Here is a 19,195-nt window from a genome sequence, read left to right as displayed (position 1 = left end):
GGCCGCATTCCATCCACCGGCACCGCACCGGAACGGGCATCGCTGGAGGTGGCAGGCAGGCAAACCAATATCAGGAATAATCCTGCGCGACGATTGCTTGCCGCGCACCCGACGGCGGTCCATGGTTTCGATCCTTCAACGGATCAGTCAGGTTGAGCGGGTTCAGGGCGGCATGGTGAAAACCGCTAAAGATCAAATTTCGCTTTGATCTTGAAGACATGGGTGGCAGGAAGGTTGAGAATCCGCTTGACACCTGTTTTTTCGGCGATCCGGGCCAGATTGTCCCGGATCACATCCATGGAAGGCGCGATGAACGTAAACCATACGTTGAATGAATTTTCCCGGAGATAATTGTGGGTTACCCCGGAAAAGGTATTGACTGTCCGGGCGAACAACTCCACCTTCTCTTCGGGCACCTGGGCCGTACACAAGGTGCTCACAAATCCCACCTTGCCCGGCACGAAATTCCCGCCGATCCGCCGTATAATGCCCGTTTCCTTGAGCCGGGACACCCTCGCCAACACATCGGCCTCCGTCGTGCCCAGTTCCCGGGCTATCGATTCGAAGGGCCGTGGGGTCAGTGGGAATCGTGTCTGAATGCGATTGAGAATCGTTTTGTCCAACTCGTCCATCTCTATGGCCATACCAACGCCTTCCCTTCACCAATCGTTTCTATTCAGAGTTGGGAGATTGGGGTTCAGGCCAAGGCCGCAGCGTTTTCGGAAACGCCGGCTTGGGCCGCCAGTTGCCATCTCTAAGTAGAAACGCACTATACTTTTCCATAGCTGTGCAGCCCCGGCAGCAGATTGACGCCGAAATAGGTGAACAGCACTGCCGCAAATCCCAGAATCGACAAATAGGCGATCTGCCTGCCCTCCCAGCCGCGCATAAGGCGCGCGTGCAGCAGGGTCGCGTAGACAAACCAGGTGATCAGGGACCAGGTTTCCTTGGGGTCCCAGGACCAGTAACTGCCCCAGGCCGAATTGGCCCATACGGCACCGGTGATAATCCCGCCGGTGAGAAAGAGAAAGCCGAACAGCACCATCCGATGGGTCAGTTCATCCAGGACGTCCAATTTGGGTAGATGCCCGATAATGCCTTCGATTTTTTCAGGATTCCTCGCCTTGATCAGGTACATGATGCTGATCCCGAAGGCGATGGCAAATGCGGCGTAGCCGAAAAAGCAGGTGGCCACGTGGGCAATGAGCCAGTTGCTTTTCAGCGCTGGCACCAGCGGCTGGATGCGGTCGCTGATATTGGGCGACATGGACGCGTAGGCCATGGCCAGAAAAGCGATAGGGGTCACAAAGGCACCGATCAGCGCATTTTTGTATTTAAACTCCACGAAAAGATAAATCAGCCCTGCGGTCCAGGCAAAGAATACCAGGGATTCGTATAGGTTGGACAACGGCGCATGCCCGATGCCCATCTGGTAGGACTCCACCCAGCGAAGCAGGATTCCCGCCGTGGTCGTCACCACCGCGGCCACCACGGTCCAGCGCGCCGGCAGCGTCAACCGGGGTTGCTTGAAAATCAGCGCCGCCATGTACAAAATCGCGGCCAGGGCGAAAACAAAGGTCGAAATGGAGAGTAGCGATGAACTGCTCATGGGCAATCTTGAACTCCTTTTTCAATCAAAAGGCCATGGGCGGCCAATGGGGTCAACTCCCGGTCATGGCCGTAAAAAGCTTATCGATAGTCTTCTTCATGGCCAGCTTGTTCCGGTTGGCCGTGCCGGCCACGGTCACCCGGCTGTTTTTGCGAAGCGGTTCGATCACAATGCACACCTGCTGGTGAGACAGATAAAAGGCCACGAAGCAGCCGGCGAGCATCAGGATGAACCCGGTATAGACCATCCACACGCCGGGATCGTTAGTCACCTGAAGGCCTGTGAAATACCTCTCTTCGGTGGGCTGCTGGGGGGTGAATGCCTCCTGCGGCTGATTGGCCACGGCGATCATCACATCGCCACCGCGCATCTTGTCGAAGTTGGCAAATTTCAGGGGAAGCAGCACCGCCACCGGTTCCCCCTCCGGTGGGGTCAGGATGCCTTTCAGGGCCGCCCCGACGTCCATCCCGCGAAAGGCGGCTGCGGCCTCGTAAGATAGGACGACGAACTTGCCCAACCCTTCGGGGATATCGACGGGGGCGCCCACCTTGGCCGACACGGCATAGCTCATCCCCGAGGCGCGGCTGGTGAAATTGAGGGTATAGGCCTCCGCCGGCCCGGCAACCGGCGGCTCCGGCCGGGGCATCTTCTCGGGTTGAAGCTTGCCATAGCTGGACTGGAATATATTGATGCCCCGATAACGCAAGGGATCGTTGACGATGATGTCCTTTTGTTTCACCGGCTGGCCGCCCTCCAGAATAGTCAAGGCGGACCGGTATTCCTTGGGTGCTCCGGTTTCGTAAAGCGTCAGGCTGAAGTCATCGCAACGGATCTGAAAGTCCAGGCGGTGAATCTGGCCCGTGTTGCGGATGCGGATGGTATCCGTGGCTTCGCCCTCGGCAATATTGACATACCCCTCGAAGCCGAAAAAAGAGCCCGTCAGGCCGCCGATGATCAATAAGATCACGCTCAGGTGAACGATATAAACGCCAAGGCGGGACAGTCGGCCCTTTTCACCGTAAATCACCGCCCCATCACTCGAGCGGATAACCCTGCAATGGGCGTATCGGCGCGCAACGATCGGCTCGTAGGCGCGAACCAGTTCCTCGGCACCCCGCTTGTCGGTCAGCGTCCGGGCGTCCGATCGGTTGGTGAACCGTTCGGGGCGGACCTTGGGATTCCGGGTAAAAATAAGCTTCCAGCTGCCGCTGAGCCGGTCGATGGAACAGACCATGATGTTAACGGTCAAAAGCAAAAGCAGGCCCTGGAACCACCACGAGTGGTACATATCGAATATGCCCAGGGTGCTGAGGAGTTGGTAGCGAAAGGCCCCGTAGGCATGCAGATAGGCATCCGGATTTTCATTCTGGGGAATAACGGTGCCGATGATCGATGTAATCGCCAGAGAGAGCAGCAGGACAATGGTCAGCTTGACCGAACAGAAAAATTTCCAGAGTGGGTTCGCGTTCTTCAAAAAACACTCCTCATGATGGGCAACGATGATTTTGCACAACAACCGGCTTTAAAAGGTAATAAATTTAACTACCGCAACGGGCAATGTAAAGTGGCCCTTTGCGCCGAGCGGCTATTTTGACAGAAAAACGACGGTTTAAAAAGCGTAAAATGAAATACTGGACATATCTGCGAGCACCTTGTAATGACCCGGGGACAGCCGGCACCCGGCGAAGAAAAGGTTAACCCGGTTGGTGACACCCGAGCATTGACTTGGATCAACGTTGGCAATTATAGGTAACGCTGACACCCGGGTTATTCAATGGTCTCCGGACATGTCGCCGCACGCGCAATCGAAAAGCGGGCGGGGCGACATGGACGACAGCCGGTAAAAGGGAAGCAATGAACCTAAACCGGAAACTGCTTGAGTCGCTTTCAGCTGCCGCAGGCAGGATTACGGTCGACCATGTCTATATCGGCATCGGATAAACGGCGGTGACCACCTCGGACGATGGGATCGGCATCGCCGCCACCGGGATGGCCCTGAACGGCTCGTGCAACGGAAATGTCGATATTGTCGACTTCGAAGGGTGCGCGGCCAGCGACCTGTTGCAGTTGATCATGGAGGCGTTTCCCATGGCCCGTACCATGGCCCTGGCGCCGATCAACGCCCTGAACCACGGCCAGGCATTGTCAATGCCCGAAGATCCCGGTAATGCAGTCCTTCTGGATCGCTTCGGCATCCGTTCCGGTGCCCATGTCGCCATGGTTGGCTATTTTCCACCGCTGGTCCGCCTGTTCGAGGAGATGGGCGTTCACTTGTCGGTCATCGACGATGCCAAAGGAATGGGGAACAAAAATGCCTTTTACGGCCAGCTCGGCGGCTGGGCCGATGTCCTGCTGATCACGGCCACCAGCATCATCGACAACTCCGCGGAAACCATCCTCTGTCATGCCGGACCGGCGCTGAAAACCGTGCTGCTGGGCCCATCGACCCCCATGGTGCCGAAAGCGTTTGCCGGTCTGCCGATTGACATGCTGGCCGGCTCCGCCGTCACCGAGCCACGGCAAGCGCTCAAAATCATTCGCCACGGCGGCGGCACCCGCGCGCTGAAACCCTTCATGTGCAAAGTCTACTGGCTGGCCGCGTAGGCCGCCTGCCGCGGGGGACCCGGAGCGCATTTTTCGGTTTGCCCTTTCATCTCGCGTATCAGGGGTTATCTTTTGATTTCAGTCAGCGTATCCATCCTTGAAAAGGGGTATGGCAATGGGAGATGGAGCGAGGCGATGAATGTAAACCGACATGTTGGACACGATGGACCGCAGGAAGGAAAGCATCAGCCATGCAATGGACTGACGACGCCGAAGCGGCGCTGAAAAAAGTGCCTTTTTTCGTTCGCAAGAAGGTTCGCGCCCGGGTGGAGAAAGAGGCTGCCGATGCCGGTAAAACCAGCGTGAGCCTTGCCGATGTCAAAACCACCCAGGCCCGGTTTCTCAATAAAATGAGCAACGAAGTCAAAGGCTACCAGTTGGATGCCTGTTTTGGCAGCGGCGGATGCCCCCACCGGGCCATGGCCAGCGAGGTGCTGGTGGAGAAGATCGAACGGGTTCTGGTGGATGCCGACCTGTTGGGGTTTTTGAAGTCACGGGTGCCGGGCGACCTGAAATTCCACCACGAATTTCGCATCAGCATCGCCGACTGCCCCAATGCCTGTTCCCAGCCCCAGATCAAGGATGTGGGTATCCTGGGCGCCGCCACACCCGGCTTCACGAAGATCCCCTGCAGCGCCTGCGGTGCCTGCACCGAGGCCTGCAAGGAAGATGCGGTGGTGCTGGCGGAAAACGGGGAAGCCCGTGCCATCGACTTTTCGCGCTGTGTCCACTGCGGCAGCTGCGTGGCCGCCTGCCCCACCGGCACACTGGAATGGGGTAAAAAGGGCTACCGCGTGCTGATCGGCGGCAAGCTGGGCCGCCATCCCCGGCTGGCCAGGGAACTGCCGGGAATTCACGATGCACAAACGGTGGTTCGCATGATCGAAGACTTCCTGGCATTCTACAAATCTCGCAGCACGCGCGGTCAGCGCTTTGCCCAGCTGCTGGGCGATGCGGATATCGACGCATTCGCCGAAAAATGGACCGACTGACAACCCACGTAAACCGACAGGCCGTGGCGGACACGCTGGATCGGATCTATCGGCAATATCATCAACGGGCCTATGTCCACCCCGACCCCCTGGAATTTCTCTACGCATGGGAGGATGTGCAGGAACGGGAGATGGTTGGCTTGGTGGCAGCCTGCCTGGCCTATGGCCGGGTGGTTCAGATCCTGAAAAGCGTGGCGGCGGTATTAGAAAAGATGGGGCCGTCCCCCCGCCGGTTCGCTACCCGCAGCCCATTTAAAACCATGTCACAGACCTTCTCCGGTTTCCGGCACCGCTTTGCCGACGGCGACCGGCTGGCGGCCCTGCTGTATGGCGCAGGCCGGGTGGTCCGCCAGTTCGGCAGCCTGGAGAACGGCTTTGCCGCCGGCCTGACACCGAACCGGGAAAATCTGTTTCCGGCCCTGAACCATCTATTCGACCAGTTGACCCGCGGCCGCCGCAGCCCCGGTCACCTGCTGCCGGATCCCGGCAAGACCAGCGCCTGCAAACGCCTGCACCTCTATCTGCGATGGATGGTCCGCGAGGATCGGGTGGACCCCGGCGGTTGGCGTTGTGTGGCCCCTTCCGAGCTGGTGGTTCCTCTGGATACCCACATGCACCGTATCGGACGCCGCCTCGGTTTCACCCATCGACATCAGGCCGACAGGCGCACCGCTCTCGAGGTCACCGACGGATTCAAAACCTTCTGTGCCGAGGATCCCGTTCGGTTCGACTTCTCCCTGACCCGTTTAGGCATCCGTTCGGAACTGGATATGGAATGCCTGCCCCTTGGATAACCCTTGCCTCATTAGATTCTAACCTGGACACAGTTCTTCATTTGGGGTTCAACGGCATTGCAGACCATAGGAGATCGCATGCTGCATGTTGATTCCTTCATAATTGAGCGGCCTTACCCCACCGGATGGGGCATGTTGGACGATTCCATTTCGATTGAACATTTCGACCATTGATGCTATCTTACGCTCGCTTAATGCAGGCAGCCCGATCGTGGGCGGGCACCACCTCGATTTCCAGCATCCCAATTCTTAAACTGAATATAGAGTGAAAATGAGCGCGCTGACCATCGACAACATATTGTCCAACCGGAAGAACCTGGAACGGATCCTGGACAATATGAAAGATGGCATCATCGCCCATGATCTGGAACGGCGCATTTTCTACTTCAACAGAAAGGCCGAAGAAATTACCGGATATCTTCGGGAAGATGTCCTCGGCAGGGATTGCCACGAAGCCCTCGGCGGGCCCTTTTGCGGCAGCCGATGTTCCTTTTGTGGAGACCAGCCCGTCTTTGCCGACACGGCCGAGTATCCGGTTAACATCCTCACCCGGGCAGGAGAACCGCGTCGGCTGGAAATGACGGCCACCATGATGCGCGACAAAAATGATCGGGAAGTCGGCGTGCTGGCCACCTTCCGGGATGTCACCGATCTTTTTGAACTTAGAGTTAAAGCCAGAGAAATGAACGGATTTTGCAACATCATCGGCTGCGATAATAAAATGGTCGACGTGTTTCGGCAAATCAAGGATGTCTCCAGCTACGACTACCCTGTCCACATCTTCGGCGAAACCGGTACCGGCAAAGAACTCGTGGCCAACGCCATTCACGATGAAAGCCTGCGCGTCGGCAACCCGTTTGTGCCGATCAACTGCGGCGCCCTGCCCGAGGGCCTGATCGAAAGCGAGCTGTTCGGCCACGTCAAAGGAGCCTTTTCCGGCGCCATCCGCGAAAAGAAAGGTCGTTTCGAACTGGCCCACAAAGGCACCATCCTGCTCGATGAAATTGCCGAACTGCCCAAGTTGCTTCAGGTGAAACTGCTGCGCTTCCTCCAGGAAGGAACCATTGAGAAAGTCGGCGGGGAAAAAACCGTATCGGTGGATGTTCGTGTAATCAGCGCCACCAACAAGGATCTTAAGAAAGAGGTAAAAAAAGGTGGTTTCCGGGAAGACCTGTTCTACCGCCTCAACGTCATCCCCATCCACATCCCTCCCATCCGCGAACGCAAAGCCGACATCCCTTTGCTGGTGGAACACTTCCTGTCCAAAGCGCCGATCATTCATGGACAGCGGCCGGTGCGCATCGCTCAGGAAGCCATGAACATGCTCATGGATTATGCCTGGCCAGGCAATGTGCGGGAGCTTCAAAACGCCGTCCAGTTCGCCATTGTCCGCTGTAAGGGCAAAGTGATCCGGCCGGAAGACCTGCCCCTGGAGTTGAGGGACATCATTTTCGAAAAGCCCAAACGGGGACCGCTGCGGAAGCTGGACGCGGTCATGGTGAAGGCGGCGCTGACGAAGACCGGCGGGAACAAGGCCCGGGCCGCTAAAGTCCTGGGCGTCGGACGGGCCACCTTATACCGGTTTCTGGGTGACCATCCCCAGGTGTTGACTGACGAGTAGTCGCCGTCTTGGGTTGAATCTGCAAGCACCCCTGATTCATAATGAAAGAAGGGGCTCGACAACGAGCCCCTTCTTTTTATCTCAGATCAGAGTGACCGTCAGGCGGCATCGATGCTTCTGCGATCGGACATATCCATGAGTACGCGATCCCTGGCCTTGTCGATCCCCAGGGCTTTGCGCTTCTTGTCGATGTGGGCAATCATCATTTTGGCCATCTCATGGGGGTCGGGATTAAAGCCCCACTTGCCCATGCCCATCTCCTCCAGCCCTTCGAAGAGCAGCTTCTCGAACTTGGTGCCCTTGGTGACCGGGAAAGTGACGCCGAACACGGTATACACACCGGAGGCCACAAAGTACTGGCCGATGGCAATGGCCTTCTCGCTCATGTACTCAGGAGCGGCGCCGGCCACCGGCAGATCGGCGATGCTGTCGCCGAGCCCTCCGGTTTTTACCATTTCGGAACAGGCGATGAGAATGCGGGTGTTGTCCACGCAGGAGCCCAAACCCAATACCGGCGGCATGCCCACGGTTTCGCAGACCTCGCGAAGACCATCACCGGCAAGGACCGCGGCCTCGGGAGAGGTCAAACCGGCTTTGGCCAGCGCGATCTGAGAGCAGCCCGTCTGTACCACCAGCACGTCGTTCTTGATCAGTTCCTTGACCAGCTCCACATGCACATAATCCTGCTTTACACGGGGGTTGGTGCAGCCCACCACACCGGCCACGCCGCGGATACGGCCGTTGATGATGTTCTCGTTGAGCGGCGTATAGGATGCCCGGAAGGATCCGCCCAGCATGTAGTTGATATACTCGTGGGAGAAGCCGTGCACACCGACACCCACTTTTTTGGGAATTTCGACGGGAAACTTGCGGTTTTTAAATCGGCTGATGGCCCTGATGACGATCTCATCCGTACAGGCCTGGGGATTATGCTCATCCAACTCGATGTGGGCGGCGCCCTCCAGGTGGCAGCGCGGGTTGGTGGTGAACAACTCGGTTTCGTAGCACTCGGCCACCTTGACCAGGCCCTGCTGGATGCACTGGACGTCGACGGCCATGGCATCCACGGCGCCTGTCACGATAACCGGCTCGGTGGAGGAGAAGTTGCCGGCATGGGGAATGCCGTGTCGCGAAAGCACTTCCGCACCGGAGCAGCACATACCCACCAGATTGATGCCCTTTGCACCGGCTTCCTTGGCGGACTCAATCAGCGAAGGCGCGTTGACCGAGCCCAGCATGGATTCGAACAGGTTGGGTTCATGGCCGTGTACGATGATGTTGACCTGGTCTTCTTTGAGCACGCCCATGTTGACTTCAACGCTGACCGGCGACGGGGTTCCGAAGAGGATGTCGCTGATCTCGGTGGCGACCATGGATCCCCCCCAACCATCGACCAGGGCCGTTCGGCTGATCTGCTTGATGAGGTTCTCGGGATCCTGATCCATACCGATGTGGGTGCGGCTGAGCATCTCCATGATCTCGCGCATGGCGCCGCGCGGGACGATGCCGTGCTTGCGCCACATTTCCAGGGTTTTGGGCGGGACGCGCTTGGCAAAGGGGATTTCTCCCTCCACCTGGGTGTAGGTTTTTTCCAGCTCATGGTACAGGTCCATGGCAATATCCTCGATGCTGCGGCCTTCGGTCTCGATGCCGATCTCTTTGGAAATCGATTCGAGTTTGCCGACATCCTTGATGCGGTAGTCCTTGATCTTGCCCTGGACCACATCGCGGAAGATGTTCAGCATGGCCATGCCGTGGTCGTTGTGGCACGCGGTGCCCGTGGCGACCATGCGACCGAAGTTGCGCGCCTGGATGGTGTCGATGGTAGCTCCGCATACCCCCACCTTGCCGTAGGGATCCTTGGCGTTCATTCGGCAAGGGCCCATGAAGCAGTGCTTGCAGCAGGCCGAATCGGCACCGATGGGGCAGGCCTTCATGTTGACCGCCCGGTCAAAGTGGGTCTCGACACCGTCAATCCGGGCCTTCAACAGCATCTGTTGAGTGGCCTCGCAGGTGGTAACGTCCTTGATTTCAAATTCTTTTTCTGTCTTACCAATTTTCTTTTCGACCATGTTCCCTCCTTCGTGGAAAGATTTCGTGTGGGTTATATGATTGGAGTTATTTCAAACGCCCTTGTTGGCATGGGTTGTCCGGAAATGTTTCAGAAGTTGAATTCAAGTTGTCGTGAGCGGACGTGGAAGCACAATTCGCATGGTTATATCCTTATTAGGAATGATTACTAATTCAATTAAATAAAAATGAGCCCCCTGTCAAGAACTGTTTCGCGTTTTATCGGTATTTTGCCAATGATCCCTGTAATCCCTAAAAAAGCCATTCAACCAGCTGAATCGTAGTCGTATCTTTGATGCCGTGAATTTGCCCCGGATCTGGCGCTCATCCTATTGAGGGATCTGACCATCGTGTGCAAAGGCGCCGAGTTGAGCCCCGGTTATTTGTCCCTCCACATGGATCGAATCTGGCCAGCGGCATTCCATCTCACGATGCCTATTGCCTGGACCGATGACCGGATTGTATCCCGCTCTGATTGATTTTCCTTGACCGACTTACGGCGGACCTTTAATGTAAGGACGCTCACCCCCGCTTGTGGGGATCGTCCGGGATACAACGGCTTAAGATCGCTGCCCGTCGTTTCGGACGTGCCCCCGGTTGACAGGGCCGGGAAAGAACGCATACCCGCGCCCCTTTTTTTTCATGGAAAGGATAAGATCATGCCCGACAAACCTGTGAAGGTGTTTTCACTGAGCACATGCAGCCACTGCAAATCCACCAAACGGTTTTTGGATGAATGCACCGTTAAATACGAATTCGTGGACGTCGATCTATTGGACGGGGATGAACGCAAGGCCATTCTTGCGGATGTGAAGAAATTCAACCCCAGGTGTTCATTTCCCACGGTAATCATCGGTGACAATGTCATCGTCGGCTACAAGGAAGACAAAATCAAGGAGGCGCTGGGACTGTGATGGATGCCAGTGAACTTTACGAAAAACTGAAGAAGATCCACGAGCCCAAAGGCTACTACTTCAGCAACGATCACGAGCGGGTCATGGAACTGGTGGAGGCCCTGCTCGTGAACAAGGCGCGCTACGGCTACATGGTCTGTCCGTGCAGGCTGGCCTCCGGCAACCGGGACAGCGACCGGGACATCATCTGCCCCTGCGACTACCGGCAGCCTGATGTGTCCGAATTTGGCTCCTGTTACTGCAACCTTTACGTGTCGAAAGAATGGAATGAGGGAAAGATCGAGCAGGAATACGTGCCCGAACGCCGGCCTCCCGAAAAAATGGTCTTTTAATCAGGAGAACTTGTCGTAGGCGATCATCTCCGGCTCCACCCCCAGGCTGTCCAGCATCTCCTCCACGGCCTGGACCATCATGGGCGGCCCGCACATGTAATACTCGATTTCCGTGGGATCCTTGTGCGTGGCCAGATAGGTGTCATGCAGGCGTTGGTGGATAAATCCGGTCATTCCCTCCCACTTGTCTTCGGGCATGGGGTTTGACAGGGCCACGTGATAGGAAAAATTGGGGTGAGTGTCGGCCAGTCCCTTGAACTCCTCATCGAAGAACAATTCCAGCTTGGAGCGGGCGCCATACCAGAATGACAGTCTGCGGTCGGTTTTCACCCGCAGCAGCTGGTCCAGGATCTGGCTGCGCAGGGGTGCCATGCCGGCGCCGCCGCCCACAAAGCACATCTCCCTGTCGGTCTCCTTGACGGCAAACTCGCCGAACGGTCCGCTCAGGGTCACCTTGTCCCCGGGTTGAAGGTTGAAGATGAATGTGGAGCCGGTCCCCGGCGGGAGGTTCTTGGCTCCCGGCGGTGGCGTGGCGATGCGGATGGTGAAACGCAGCCGGGTGGCTTCTGTGGGCGGATTGGCCAGCGAATAGGCCCTGAAGACCGGTGCCAGATTCCTGCCCCGCAGTCCCCACAGGTTGAATCGGTCCCAGTCGGGCCGGAACCGCTCGGCCACCCGGATGCGGAAGTGCTCAAACGGGATCTCGTATTCCGGGATATCGATCTGTATGTAGGCGCCGGCCGTGAATTTCAGCTGTTCATCATCGTCCATTTCCAATATCAGATCCTTGATGAAGGTGGCCACGTTCTCGTTGGAAACTACCGTGGCGGTATATTTTTTTACAGACAGGATTTCATCGGGAATACGGATCTTCAGATCCTCTTTGACCTTCAACTGGCAGGCCAGGCGAATGTCGTCCTTTCTCTCCTTGCGGGACAGATGAGCCAGTTCGGTGGGAAGCGGACCACGCGAACCCTCCTCCACCTTGCACTTGCACATGCCGCAGGCCCCGCCCCCTCCGCAGCCGGAAGGGATAAAAATGCCGTTGGCCGACAGGGCGGACAGCAGTGTCCTGCCTGACGGCGCATCGATGCCTTTTTTCTCGTCGTCGTTGATGACAACCCGGTTGCTGCCCTTCTGGACGACCTTTCCCTCGACCAAGAGCAGAAGTGCCACAAGCACTAAAATCACCGAGACGAAAACAGTGCTTCCTACAAGGTATATCAACGGTCTCTCCTTCTTTAAGAGCCGGTTGGAAAATCTTGGATCAAGTCGCACCCCTCATAGGGTGATTCCCGAAAACAGCATAAACCCCATGGCCATCAGCCCGGTCATGATCATGGTGATGCCGAACCCGTCCAGGCCTTCGGGTACGTTGGCGTAGCGCATCTTGATTCGGATGGCGGCCATGGAGACGATGGCCATGAGCCAGCCCACCCCGGAACCGAACCCGAAAACCACCGTTTCGATGAATGTGTACTCGCGCTCCACCATAAACAGCGACGCCCCTAAAATCGCGCAGTTGACCGCGATCAGCGGCAGGAAAACCCCCAGCGCCATGTACAGCGTCGGCGAAAAGCGGTCGATCACCATCTCCACCATCTGCACGATGGCGGCGATCACGGCAATGAAGGTGATGAATTTCAAGAAACTCAGATCGACGGATGCCAGGCCGGCCCAGCGCAGCGCCCCGGGTGACAGCAGGTACTGGAAGACCAGCCAGTTCACCGGCGCGGTGATGGAGAGCACGAACACCACGGCAAAACCCAGGCCGATCGCCGTGTCCATGTTCTTGGATACCGCCACAAAAGAGCACATCCCCAAAAAATAAGAGAGCAGGATGTTGCCCACGAATACCGAATTGAGAAACAATCCGATCAGGTTTTCCATTTTCGTCGTTCCCCGGCCGTATGCGGCCGTTCAAATTATTTCTTCATCAGACTCTTTTGCAGCCACACCAGCAACCCGATGATAATGAAGGCTGCCGGCGCCAACTGCATGAACCCCATATTCATGTATCCGTGTTCGTAAAAAACCCGGGGAACCACGGAAAAGCCGAAGAGTTTGCCGGCGCCCAGCAACTCCCGGATGAAGGCCACGGTCACCAGTACCAATCCATAGCCGGCGCCGTTGCCCAGCCCGTCCATAAACGACTGAACCGGCGGGTTGCCAAGGGCGTAGGTCTCCGCCCTGCCCATGACGATGCAGTTGGTGATGATCAGCCCGACAAACACGGAAAGCTGTTTGCTGATGTCGTAAAAATAGGCCCGCAGCACCTCGTCTGCCAAGATCACCAGCGACGCGATCACGGACAGCTCCACGATCATGCGCACATTCCGGGGGATCACGTTGCGCATGGCCGAGATGGTCAGGCTGGAGAAAGCCGTGACGAAGGTCATGGCCAGGGCCATGACGATGGCGGTGTTCAGCTGAACGGTAACGGCCAGGGCCGAGCAGATACCCAGACTCTGGATGAAAACCGGGTTGTTCTTGGCCAGCGGTTCGGAAAAGGCCCTGAAGGTCGGTGACTGGGTTATTTTCATGGCAATGGCGTCACTTGTTGGCGGTTATTGGTCTCATCTGTTGTGATTTGATCTGTTGAGCTGTTGAGCAAAAAAGGACGAAAAACCATTTTGGCTCAACAGCTTATCGGCTTGCCGGTTATCCGGTCAGCTGCCCGCCGGCAGAGAGACCGGACCGGAACGGAACCGTTCGGACAGGGGCTCGTAATCCAAAAGAACCTGTTTAAGGCCACCAGTGAGGAACTTGCCGGTAAGTGTGGCACCGGAAATCCCGTCCACATAGTTGGCCTGCCGGTCTGCAGTGATGCTGTCGGTCACCTTGCCCTTGGCGATACCCACGCCGGCAAGTTCTCCCGCCTCGTCCACGATCCGCTTGCCCACGAAGTTTTCCTGGAACCAGGGTTTTTCGATCTCACCGCCCAGTCCGGGAGTTTCGTTGTGGCTGTAAACGGAAAAGCCGGCCACGGTCTTGCCGTCTTTTTCGATGGCCATGTAACCACGGATTCTGCCCCACAGGCCGCGGGAGTCCACCGGGAGGATGTAAGCGGCCGGATGGTCTTCCTTAACGTAAAAGCAGACCGGCAGGGCCTCCGGGCCGCCCCCGACGATGCGGCCGGCGCCGTCCATGGCATAGCAGCGGATCGTGTCTGCATAGAGCCGCTCGATCTGGGCGACACTGGCCTGCTGGTCGGCACCGAGGAGCCCCACGGACTTCAAAATGTTTTTCTGCCGGTCGACGGCCACATTGCGCATTTTCCGTTCCTTGAGGCCGGTGGCGGCACCGGTGAGCAGCAGGCTGCACACCAGGGCGATCGCAACGGTAAAGGCAACGGATTTGAGTTGATCAGACATTGGGCACCCTTTTTCTCAGCCGCGCCTTGATCACGAAATGGTCCATCAGCGGGGCAAAGAGATTCATGAACAAGATGGCCAGCATCACCCCTTCCGGGTAGGCCGGGTTGAAGACCCGGATCATCACGGTCAGTGCACCGATGGCAAATCCGTATATCCACCGGGAGAGGTTCATGCCCGGTCCGGATACCGGATCGGTTGCCATGTAGACGATGCCGAAGGCAAAACTGCCCATGACCAGATGCCAGGTCGGATGCACGGAGAACATGGTGGCCGCCTGCCCGCCGGACGAGAGGTAGATCAGGTAGCCGGGATAAGCCACGGCCAGCACGCCGAGCGCGCCGCCGAGCATGATCCGGTAATTGCCGACCCCGGTCAGCACCAGGAAAACGGCGCCGAGCAGGCACATGAGGGCCGACGTCTCGCCTATGCTGCCGGGAATGTTGCCGATAAGGAGCCGCTGGAAGGTATAGCCGGCCTCACCCAGAATGCGGGAAGCCGACTCACCGGCGGTCGCCAGGGGCAGAAGGGCCAGCGGGGTGGCCGCCGTTACCGCATCCACTGCCTGCTGGCCGCTTTGCCGAACCAGGGTCCAGACCCGGTCGCCGGACATGTTGGCCGGGTAGGCGAAAAAGATGAACGCCCGGGCCGTCAAGGCCGGGTTGAGAATGTTCCTGCCCGTGCCGCCGAAAATCTCCTTGCCGATCACCACGCCAAAGGAGATGCCCACGGCCACCTGCCACAGGGGTGTGGTCGGCGGCAGGGTCATGGGAAACAGCAGACCGGTCACCAGAAAGCCCTCGCTGATATTGTGCTTGCGGATCGAAGCAAACAGGACTTCCCAAAACAGCCCCACGGCATAGGAGACCAGCAGCATGGGCAGGACCACCCAGGCACCTTGCACCATCGCTGGAACGAAACCCGGATTCGACCCGGACGCAAGGAGGCTCTGGGAACCGGTGTTATAGATGCCGTAGAAGAAGGGCGGCATGAGAGCGATGATAACGAAGGTCATGAACCGCTTCAGGTCCAGGCTGTCGCGCACATGGGTGTCGGAGCGCGTGGTCAGGGAAGGGGTGAAGGCCACCGTTTCAATGGCATCGAACAGGGGGTGTAGTTTCTCCAGGCGGCCGCCGGATTCAAAATGAGGCCGGGTGGCGTTGAATAAACGTTTGAGCGCTTTCATCATTTTCCATTCTCTGGCAACGTGTCATCTTCGCCGAAGGCTCCCGGGGGTCAGGAAATCTCCTTGTAATACCTGGCCTTGGCGGCTTGAAACACCTCGCGCAATTGAATCTTGGAAGGGCAGGCATAGGTGCACAGCCCGCATTCGGCACAATCGAGCAGGCCGTGGGCGAGGGCCTCTTCCACCTCGTCGGCCACCAGGCACTTCATGGTGAACTGGGGCAGGATGTCCACCGGGCAGATCGTGGCACAGGTGCCGCAGTTGACGCAGGCCCGCACCTCCCCGTGCTGCCCGCAATCCATCGGAAAAGGCCGGCGGCGGAATGCGGACAGAAAGGCCGTGGAGTAGCTGGGCTTGTTGGCGCCCGGGCGAATGAAACCGAAGGGCTCTTCGCGCTCGCCGTCATCGATAAGATTCAGTGCGTTCTGGTAAAAGCCCATGAACCCGTCGGGGCTGGCGGTGAACCCGGTGAACACGCCCCCCACGATGGTTCGGGCAGCCGGCTGGCCGGCAGGGCCGCCATTGCACAGCAGCCGCAACGGTACACCGGCCCGCGTCGAAACATGTCTGGCGGCGGGTGCAAGACTCCCGCCCACCGTCATGACGCGTTGCACGGGATAGCGGCCGGTGCGCAAAAAGTCGCCCATCAGAATCACATCCTGACCATCGATGAACCACGCCCGGTTCTGCTCCGGGCCGGTGCGGATGCAGTAAAGCTGAACGCCGGGGTTGCCCGCCGGATAGCACCCGGTATACCGCTGAATCACGGCCTGGTCGGGCAGGGCCGACAAAACCGATTCGTCACCGGTCAGGTTGACCACCACCCGGTCGCAAAGCTTGTTGAGCACCGCCATGCCGAGACCAAAACGATCTTCCCTGTTTTTAAGGTAGACCACCGGGTCCGGTCCAAAGGGCTCGTCGTTTCCCAGCCGCACGATAATGGACGGTGGAACGGTGTCGGGGTCAGCCAGATCCATGAATGGCAGTGACTTGAAAAAGGGCCACATCCCGCCGGCGAGCAGGGTGTCCACCAAGGCCTGCCGCTCGATTACGTCCAGTTGCTCGACCGTCGGCACATCAAAGGCTTCACACGGTTCGTCCTTTTCCAGCGCAATCATAATCTGCCGAATGATCCGCCGCGGCCCGAAAGTGATGCGCTTCACCCGGCCACCGCCGGGCGAAAGAAAACGAATACGTGGATTGCGCTTGTCTTCGAACAGGGGAGTACCGATAGAGACCGAATCGCCCTCCTCCACCAGCAGCCGGGGTTTGATAAAAGGGATCTGTTCGGGAACCATGCCCACATGCTGTGGCGTGTCCAGCCGGTGCAGGTGCCGTTCCGGGGCTCCGGCAATCCGGATCGAAAACCCCTTTTTCAGGTGTATGGCATTCATCGGTTGACCTTGGTTGTGGCACGCGGGGTGCAAGTTGAACCGAAAAAATCGTCCGGCCACGCCGGCAAACGGGATGTCATCGTTTCAGGATCAGGAAACGGATCCGTCTTTAACCCACCCGGACCGCCGATCGGTCCCATTCGTTCGCCCATAACCGTCAGCAACATTCATACCATGGAAACATGATTCCGGTGCACGTTGGCACCTTTCGATCGTCGGCCGGGTCTGACTGGGCATTGAACGCTTATTCTGACATGTATTGCACGGATCTGCAAGCCGTGAATCCTTCCCGGACCTGAATCGGAAAGTCCAGTGGCCAGCGGTGATCGGGCTGCAACGGGCGACGGCTCCCCTTGACATATGCTCGATTTCATCTTAGGAAAAGATCAGACCTTTTTCCGGAGATCATGGGCGTGGAAATCGATAAAAAAACGAGGATGACGCAACAGCGGCGGGTCATCCTGGAAGAGATCCGCAGAAATAACAACCATCCCGCCGCCGATGAAATTTACGAGCGGGTCCGCAAACGACTGCCCCGGATCAGTTTAGGAACCGTATATCGAAACCTCGATGTGCTTTGCGAATTAGGCGAAATCCAACGTCTCGAGCTCTCCGGCGCCATGAAACGGTACGACGGCATACCCAAAAAACACTACCATATCCGCTGCGTAGGCTGTGGCCGCGTTGACGATGCGCCCATTGCACCGCTCAACGAACTGGAAGATGATCTCTACGGCACCACCGTTTATGAGATCATTGGCCACAATCTGGAATTTACCGGACTGTGCCCCCACTGCTCCAGGCAGCAAAGTCTGCAGCAAGCGGCCAGTTAGTCCGGATCCGGAACACGCGATATCCTCTTTATTCCAGACGGTTGTATTATGATACAGACCTGTGTCACACGAATCATGAGACAATACCGGTATATAGAGCGGATGCCCACAGCCAGCGGAAACGCCTTCAGCACCCGCCGCCCCCACCGGGAAAGGAAACGCGCGCGGGCGAGATCCGCAGATAACGACCGGCATCGCCGCCTGGCATGCAATTTGAATCTTCTGGGTCGGATATCCGGCCTGACATAACGCAACAATTGATCTTTTACTCCAGACCATAAAAGAGGTGGCCTATGGAAGCGTGCAAACCAGTTCTCAATACAGGATTAAGGGGTGTAACCATCGCCAGTACGAAAATCAGCGATGTCAAGGGTGCCGAAGGAAAACTGGTCTACCGCGGATACCGGGTCAAGGACCTGGCCGGGAAAATTTCATTCGAGGAAGTGGTCTACCTGCTGCTGTTCGAGCGGCTCCCCGACAAGGAGGCCCTGGCGGGCTTCAGGCAACAGATCGCCGAGCAGCGCGCCGTGCCGGATGCAATTCTCACCGCCATGAAAGCCATGCCCAAAGACGCGCTGCCCATGGATGTGCTCCAGGCCACCGTCCCCATGATGGCCACCTATGACCCGGACATCCGTAATACAGACATCGACAGCAGCACCCGCATGGCCGTTCGCCTGATCGCCAGGTTCGCCACCATCGTGGCGGCCTGGGACCGGATTCGTAACGGCAAGGACCCCGTCGCCCCTGACCCCCGCCTGAGCCAGGCAGCCAACTTCATGTACATGCTGAACGGCGAGGTGCCCGATGACGAACTGGCCGGCTTCATGGACACCGCGCTGGTGCTGCACGCCGAACACTCCTTCAATGCCTCCACCTTTGCCGCTCGGGAAGTGGCCTCAACCAAAGCCCATATTTACGCGGCGGTGGCCGCCGCCGTCGGCTCGCTCTCCGGCCCCCTTCACGGCGGAGCCAACACGCGGGTGATGCAGATGCTGCTGGAGATCGGCGAGGTGGACAAGGTCGACGATTATGTCACCAACATCCTCGACACCGGCGGCGTGATCATGGGACTTGGCCATGCCGTCTATCAGGTGGACGACCCCCGGGCGCGAATCCTCGAACCCATGTCCCTGACCCTCGGAAAGCGGGCCGGCGACACCCGCTGGTACGACCTGTCCAAGGCCCTGGAGGTCAAGGGCAAGGCCGCCTTCAAAAAGAAAAAAGGTAGGGATATTTTCGTCAACGTCGATTTCTACAGTGCGTCACTGTACTACTATATGGGCATCGCCGTGGATCTGTTTTCTCCCATTTTTGCCGTCTCACGCATTGCCGGATGGACGGCGCATGTAATCGAGGAGCAGTTCGGCGGAGCCGCGGCCAAACCCACCCTGTACCGGCCGGAGTCCGACTATATCGGCGACTACTGCGGACCCGACGAATGCGCCTTCGTACCCATGGATGAGCGATAA

Annotated in this window: 18 protein-coding genes; 8 read left to right on the top strand and 10 right to left on the bottom strand. The window is 57.8% G+C overall.

Annotated elements, in window-relative coordinates; translation table 11 throughout:
• Window positions 1-185 precede the first annotated feature (185 nt).
• From ahbA to resB, 3 genes are all read right to left on the bottom strand, one after another.
• Window positions 186-644, bottom strand: a complete 459-nt coding sequence (gene ahbA, locus ACZCED_RS14280) for a siroheme decarboxylase subunit alpha (protein ID WP_462971117.1) — start codon at window positions 642-644, stop codon at window positions 186-188.
• A 125-nt stretch (window positions 645-769) separates the two neighbouring features.
• Window positions 770-1,609, bottom strand: coding sequence for a c-type cytochrome biogenesis protein CcsB (ccsB, locus tag ACZCED_RS14275; RefSeq protein WP_462971118.1), 840 nt, complete (start codon window positions 1,607-1,609; stop codon window positions 770-772).
• Between the two features lie 52 nt (window positions 1,610-1,661).
• On the bottom strand, window positions 1,662-3,083 hold the full coding sequence (resB, locus tag ACZCED_RS14270) for a cytochrome c biogenesis protein ResB (RefSeq protein WP_464861066.1): 1,422 nt from the start codon (window positions 3,081-3,083) through the stop codon (window positions 1,662-1,664).
• 473 nt (window positions 3,084-3,556) lie between these two features.
• On the opposite strand from resB, the gene ACZCED_RS14265 reads away from it, so the two are divergent.
• The 4 genes from ACZCED_RS14265 (at window position 3,557) to ACZCED_RS14250 (ending at window position 7,620) form a co-directional block, all read left to right on the top strand.
• Complete coding sequence (locus ACZCED_RS14265; protein ID WP_464861065.1) at window positions 3,557-4,213, top strand: Rossmann-like domain-containing protein; 657 nt, start codon at window positions 3,557-3,559, stop codon at window positions 4,211-4,213.
• Window positions 4,214-4,404: 191 nt separating this feature from the next.
• Complete coding sequence (locus ACZCED_RS14260; protein WP_464861063.1) at window positions 4,405-5,205, top strand: 4Fe-4S dicluster domain-containing protein; 801 nt, start codon at window positions 4,405-4,407, stop codon at window positions 5,203-5,205.
• The gene (locus tag ACZCED_RS14255) at window positions 5,193-5,999 is read left to right on the top strand and encodes a TIGR02757 family protein (protein ID WP_462971122.1); all 807 of its coding nucleotides are present in this window, start codon (window positions 5,193-5,195) and stop codon (window positions 5,997-5,999) included. The genes ACZCED_RS14260 and ACZCED_RS14255 overlap by 13 nt, the downstream gene beginning before the upstream one ends.
• 271 nt (window positions 6,000-6,270) lie before the next feature.
• Window positions 6,271-7,620 carry a sigma-54 interaction domain-containing protein gene (locus ACZCED_RS14250; protein WP_462971123.1) on the top strand — a complete coding sequence of 450 codons (1,350 nt, stop codon included), beginning with the start codon at window positions 6,271-6,273 and terminating at the stop codon, window positions 7,618-7,620.
• Between the two features lie 98 nt (window positions 7,621-7,718).
• Here the strand turns inward: ACZCED_RS14250 and cooS are convergent, their stop codons facing one another.
• Window positions 7,719-9,692: an anaerobic carbon-monoxide dehydrogenase catalytic subunit gene (gene cooS / locus ACZCED_RS14245; RefSeq protein ID WP_462971124.1), complete on the bottom strand. Its 1,974-nt coding sequence runs from the start codon at window positions 9,690-9,692 to the stop codon at window positions 7,719-7,721.
• A 657-nt stretch (window positions 9,693-10,349) separates the two neighbouring features.
• Here cooS and ACZCED_RS14240 point away from each other — a divergent pair.
• Together ACZCED_RS14240 and ACZCED_RS14235 are read left to right on the top strand one after the other, a co-directional pair.
• Complete coding sequence (locus tag ACZCED_RS14240; RefSeq protein WP_462971125.1) at window positions 10,350-10,604, top strand: glutaredoxin family protein; 255 nt, start codon at window positions 10,350-10,352, stop codon at window positions 10,602-10,604.
• Entirely contained in the window at window positions 10,604-10,936 is a 333-nt protein-coding gene (locus ACZCED_RS14235) for a ferredoxin-thioredoxin reductase catalytic domain-containing protein (protein ID WP_462971126.1), read from the top strand. Before ACZCED_RS14240 ends, ACZCED_RS14235 begins: the two co-directional genes overlap by 1 nt.
• On the opposite strand, the gene nqrF is transcribed toward ACZCED_RS14235, so the two are convergent.
• The 6 genes from nqrF to ACZCED_RS14205 form a co-directional block, all read right to left on the bottom strand.
• A complete protein-coding gene (nqrF, locus tag ACZCED_RS14230) occupies window positions 10,937-12,163 on the bottom strand; it encodes an NADH:ubiquinone reductase (Na(+)-transporting) subunit F (RefSeq protein ID WP_462971127.1) in 1,227 nt (408 codons plus the stop codon).
• A 54-nt stretch (window positions 12,164-12,217) separates the two neighbouring features.
• Entirely contained in the window at window positions 12,218-12,826 is a 609-nt protein-coding gene (gene nqrE, locus ACZCED_RS14225; protein ID WP_462971128.1) for an NADH:ubiquinone reductase (Na(+)-transporting) subunit E, read from the bottom strand.
• 35 nt (window positions 12,827-12,861) lie between these two features.
• Window positions 12,862-13,479 carry an NADH:ubiquinone reductase (Na(+)-transporting) subunit D gene (locus tag ACZCED_RS14220; protein ID WP_462971129.1) on the bottom strand — a complete coding sequence of 206 codons (618 nt, stop codon included), beginning with the start codon at window positions 13,477-13,479 and terminating at the stop codon, window positions 12,862-12,864.
• Between the two features lie 126 nt (window positions 13,480-13,605).
• Window positions 13,606-14,310 carry an FMN-binding protein gene (locus ACZCED_RS14215; RefSeq protein WP_464861062.1) on the bottom strand — a complete coding sequence of 235 codons (705 nt, stop codon included), beginning with the start codon at window positions 14,308-14,310 and terminating at the stop codon, window positions 13,606-13,608.
• Window positions 14,303-15,499 carry an NADH:ubiquinone reductase (Na(+)-transporting) subunit B gene (locus ACZCED_RS14210; RefSeq protein ID WP_464861061.1) on the bottom strand — a complete coding sequence of 399 codons (1,197 nt, stop codon included), beginning with the start codon at window positions 15,497-15,499 and terminating at the stop codon, window positions 14,303-14,305. The genes ACZCED_RS14215 and ACZCED_RS14210 overlap by 8 nt, the downstream gene beginning before the upstream one ends.
• A 47-nt stretch (window positions 15,500-15,546) precedes the next feature.
• The gene (locus ACZCED_RS14205; protein WP_462969047.1) at window positions 15,547-16,890 is read right to left on the bottom strand and encodes a 4Fe-4S dicluster domain-containing protein; all 1,344 of its coding nucleotides are present in this window, start codon (window positions 16,888-16,890) and stop codon (window positions 15,547-15,549) included.
• 413 nt (window positions 16,891-17,303) lie between these two features.
• On the opposite strand from ACZCED_RS14205, the gene ACZCED_RS14200 reads away from it, so the two are divergent.
• Both ACZCED_RS14200 and ACZCED_RS14195 read left to right on the top strand, forming a co-directional pair.
• Window positions 17,304-17,723, top strand: a complete 420-nt coding sequence (locus tag ACZCED_RS14200) for a Fur family transcriptional regulator (RefSeq protein ID WP_464861060.1) — start codon at window positions 17,304-17,306, stop codon at window positions 17,721-17,723.
• 293 nt (window positions 17,724-18,016) lie between these two features.
• Window positions 18,017-19,195 (top strand): citrate/2-methylcitrate synthase, encoded by a 1,179-nt coding sequence (locus ACZCED_RS14195; protein ID WP_462969049.1) that lies wholly within the window; start codon window positions 18,017-18,019, stop codon window positions 19,193-19,195.

The organism is Desulfosarcina sp., assembly GCF_055467485.1.
Note: the sequence above shows the minus strand (reverse complement) of the source record. Positions and strands in the feature narration are given on the sequence as shown.

Coding starts and splice junctions, on each gene's coding strand:
- ahbA (WP_462971117.1), bottom strand. CDS start 644: ATGGCCATAGAGATGGACGAGTTGGACAAAACGATTCTCAATCGCATT.
- ccsB (WP_462971118.1), bottom strand. CDS start 1,609: ATGAGCAGTTCATCGCTACTCTCCATTTCGACCTTTGTTTTCGCCCTG.
- ACZCED_RS14260 (WP_464861063.1), top strand. CDS start 4,405: ATGCAATGGACTGACGACGCCGAAGCGGCGCTGAAAAAAGTGCCTTTT.
- ACZCED_RS14255 (WP_462971122.1), top strand. CDS start 5,193: ATGGACCGACTGACAACCCACGTAAACCGACAGGCCGTGGCGGACACG.
- ACZCED_RS14250 (WP_462971123.1), top strand. CDS start 6,271: ATGAGCGCGCTGACCATCGACAACATATTGTCCAACCGGAAGAACCTG.
- cooS (WP_462971124.1), bottom strand. CDS start 9,692: ATGGTCGAAAAGAAAATTGGTAAGACAGAAAAAGAATTTGAAATCAAG.
- ACZCED_RS14240 (WP_462971125.1), top strand. CDS start 10,350: ATGCCCGACAAACCTGTGAAGGTGTTTTCACTGAGCACATGCAGCCAC.
- ACZCED_RS14235 (WP_462971126.1), top strand. CDS start 10,604: ATGGATGCCAGTGAACTTTACGAAAAACTGAAGAAGATCCACGAGCCC.
- nqrE (WP_462971128.1), bottom strand. CDS start 12,826: ATGGAAAACCTGATCGGATTGTTTCTCAATTCGGTATTCGTGGGCAAC.
- ACZCED_RS14220 (WP_462971129.1), bottom strand. CDS start 13,479: ATGAAAATAACCCAGTCACCGACCTTCAGGGCCTTTTCCGAACCGCTG.
- ACZCED_RS14215 (WP_464861062.1), bottom strand. CDS start 14,310: ATGTCTGATCAACTCAAATCCGTTGCCTTTACCGTTGCGATCGCCCTG.
- ACZCED_RS14210 (WP_464861061.1), bottom strand. CDS start 15,499: ATGATGAAAGCGCTCAAACGTTTATTCAACGCCACCCGGCCTCATTTT.
- ACZCED_RS14205 (WP_462969047.1), bottom strand. CDS start 16,890: ATGAATGCCATACACCTGAAAAAGGGGTTTTCGATCCGGATTGCCGGA.
- ACZCED_RS14195 (WP_462969049.1), top strand. CDS start 18,017: ATGGAAGCGTGCAAACCAGTTCTCAATACAGGATTAAGGGGTGTAACC.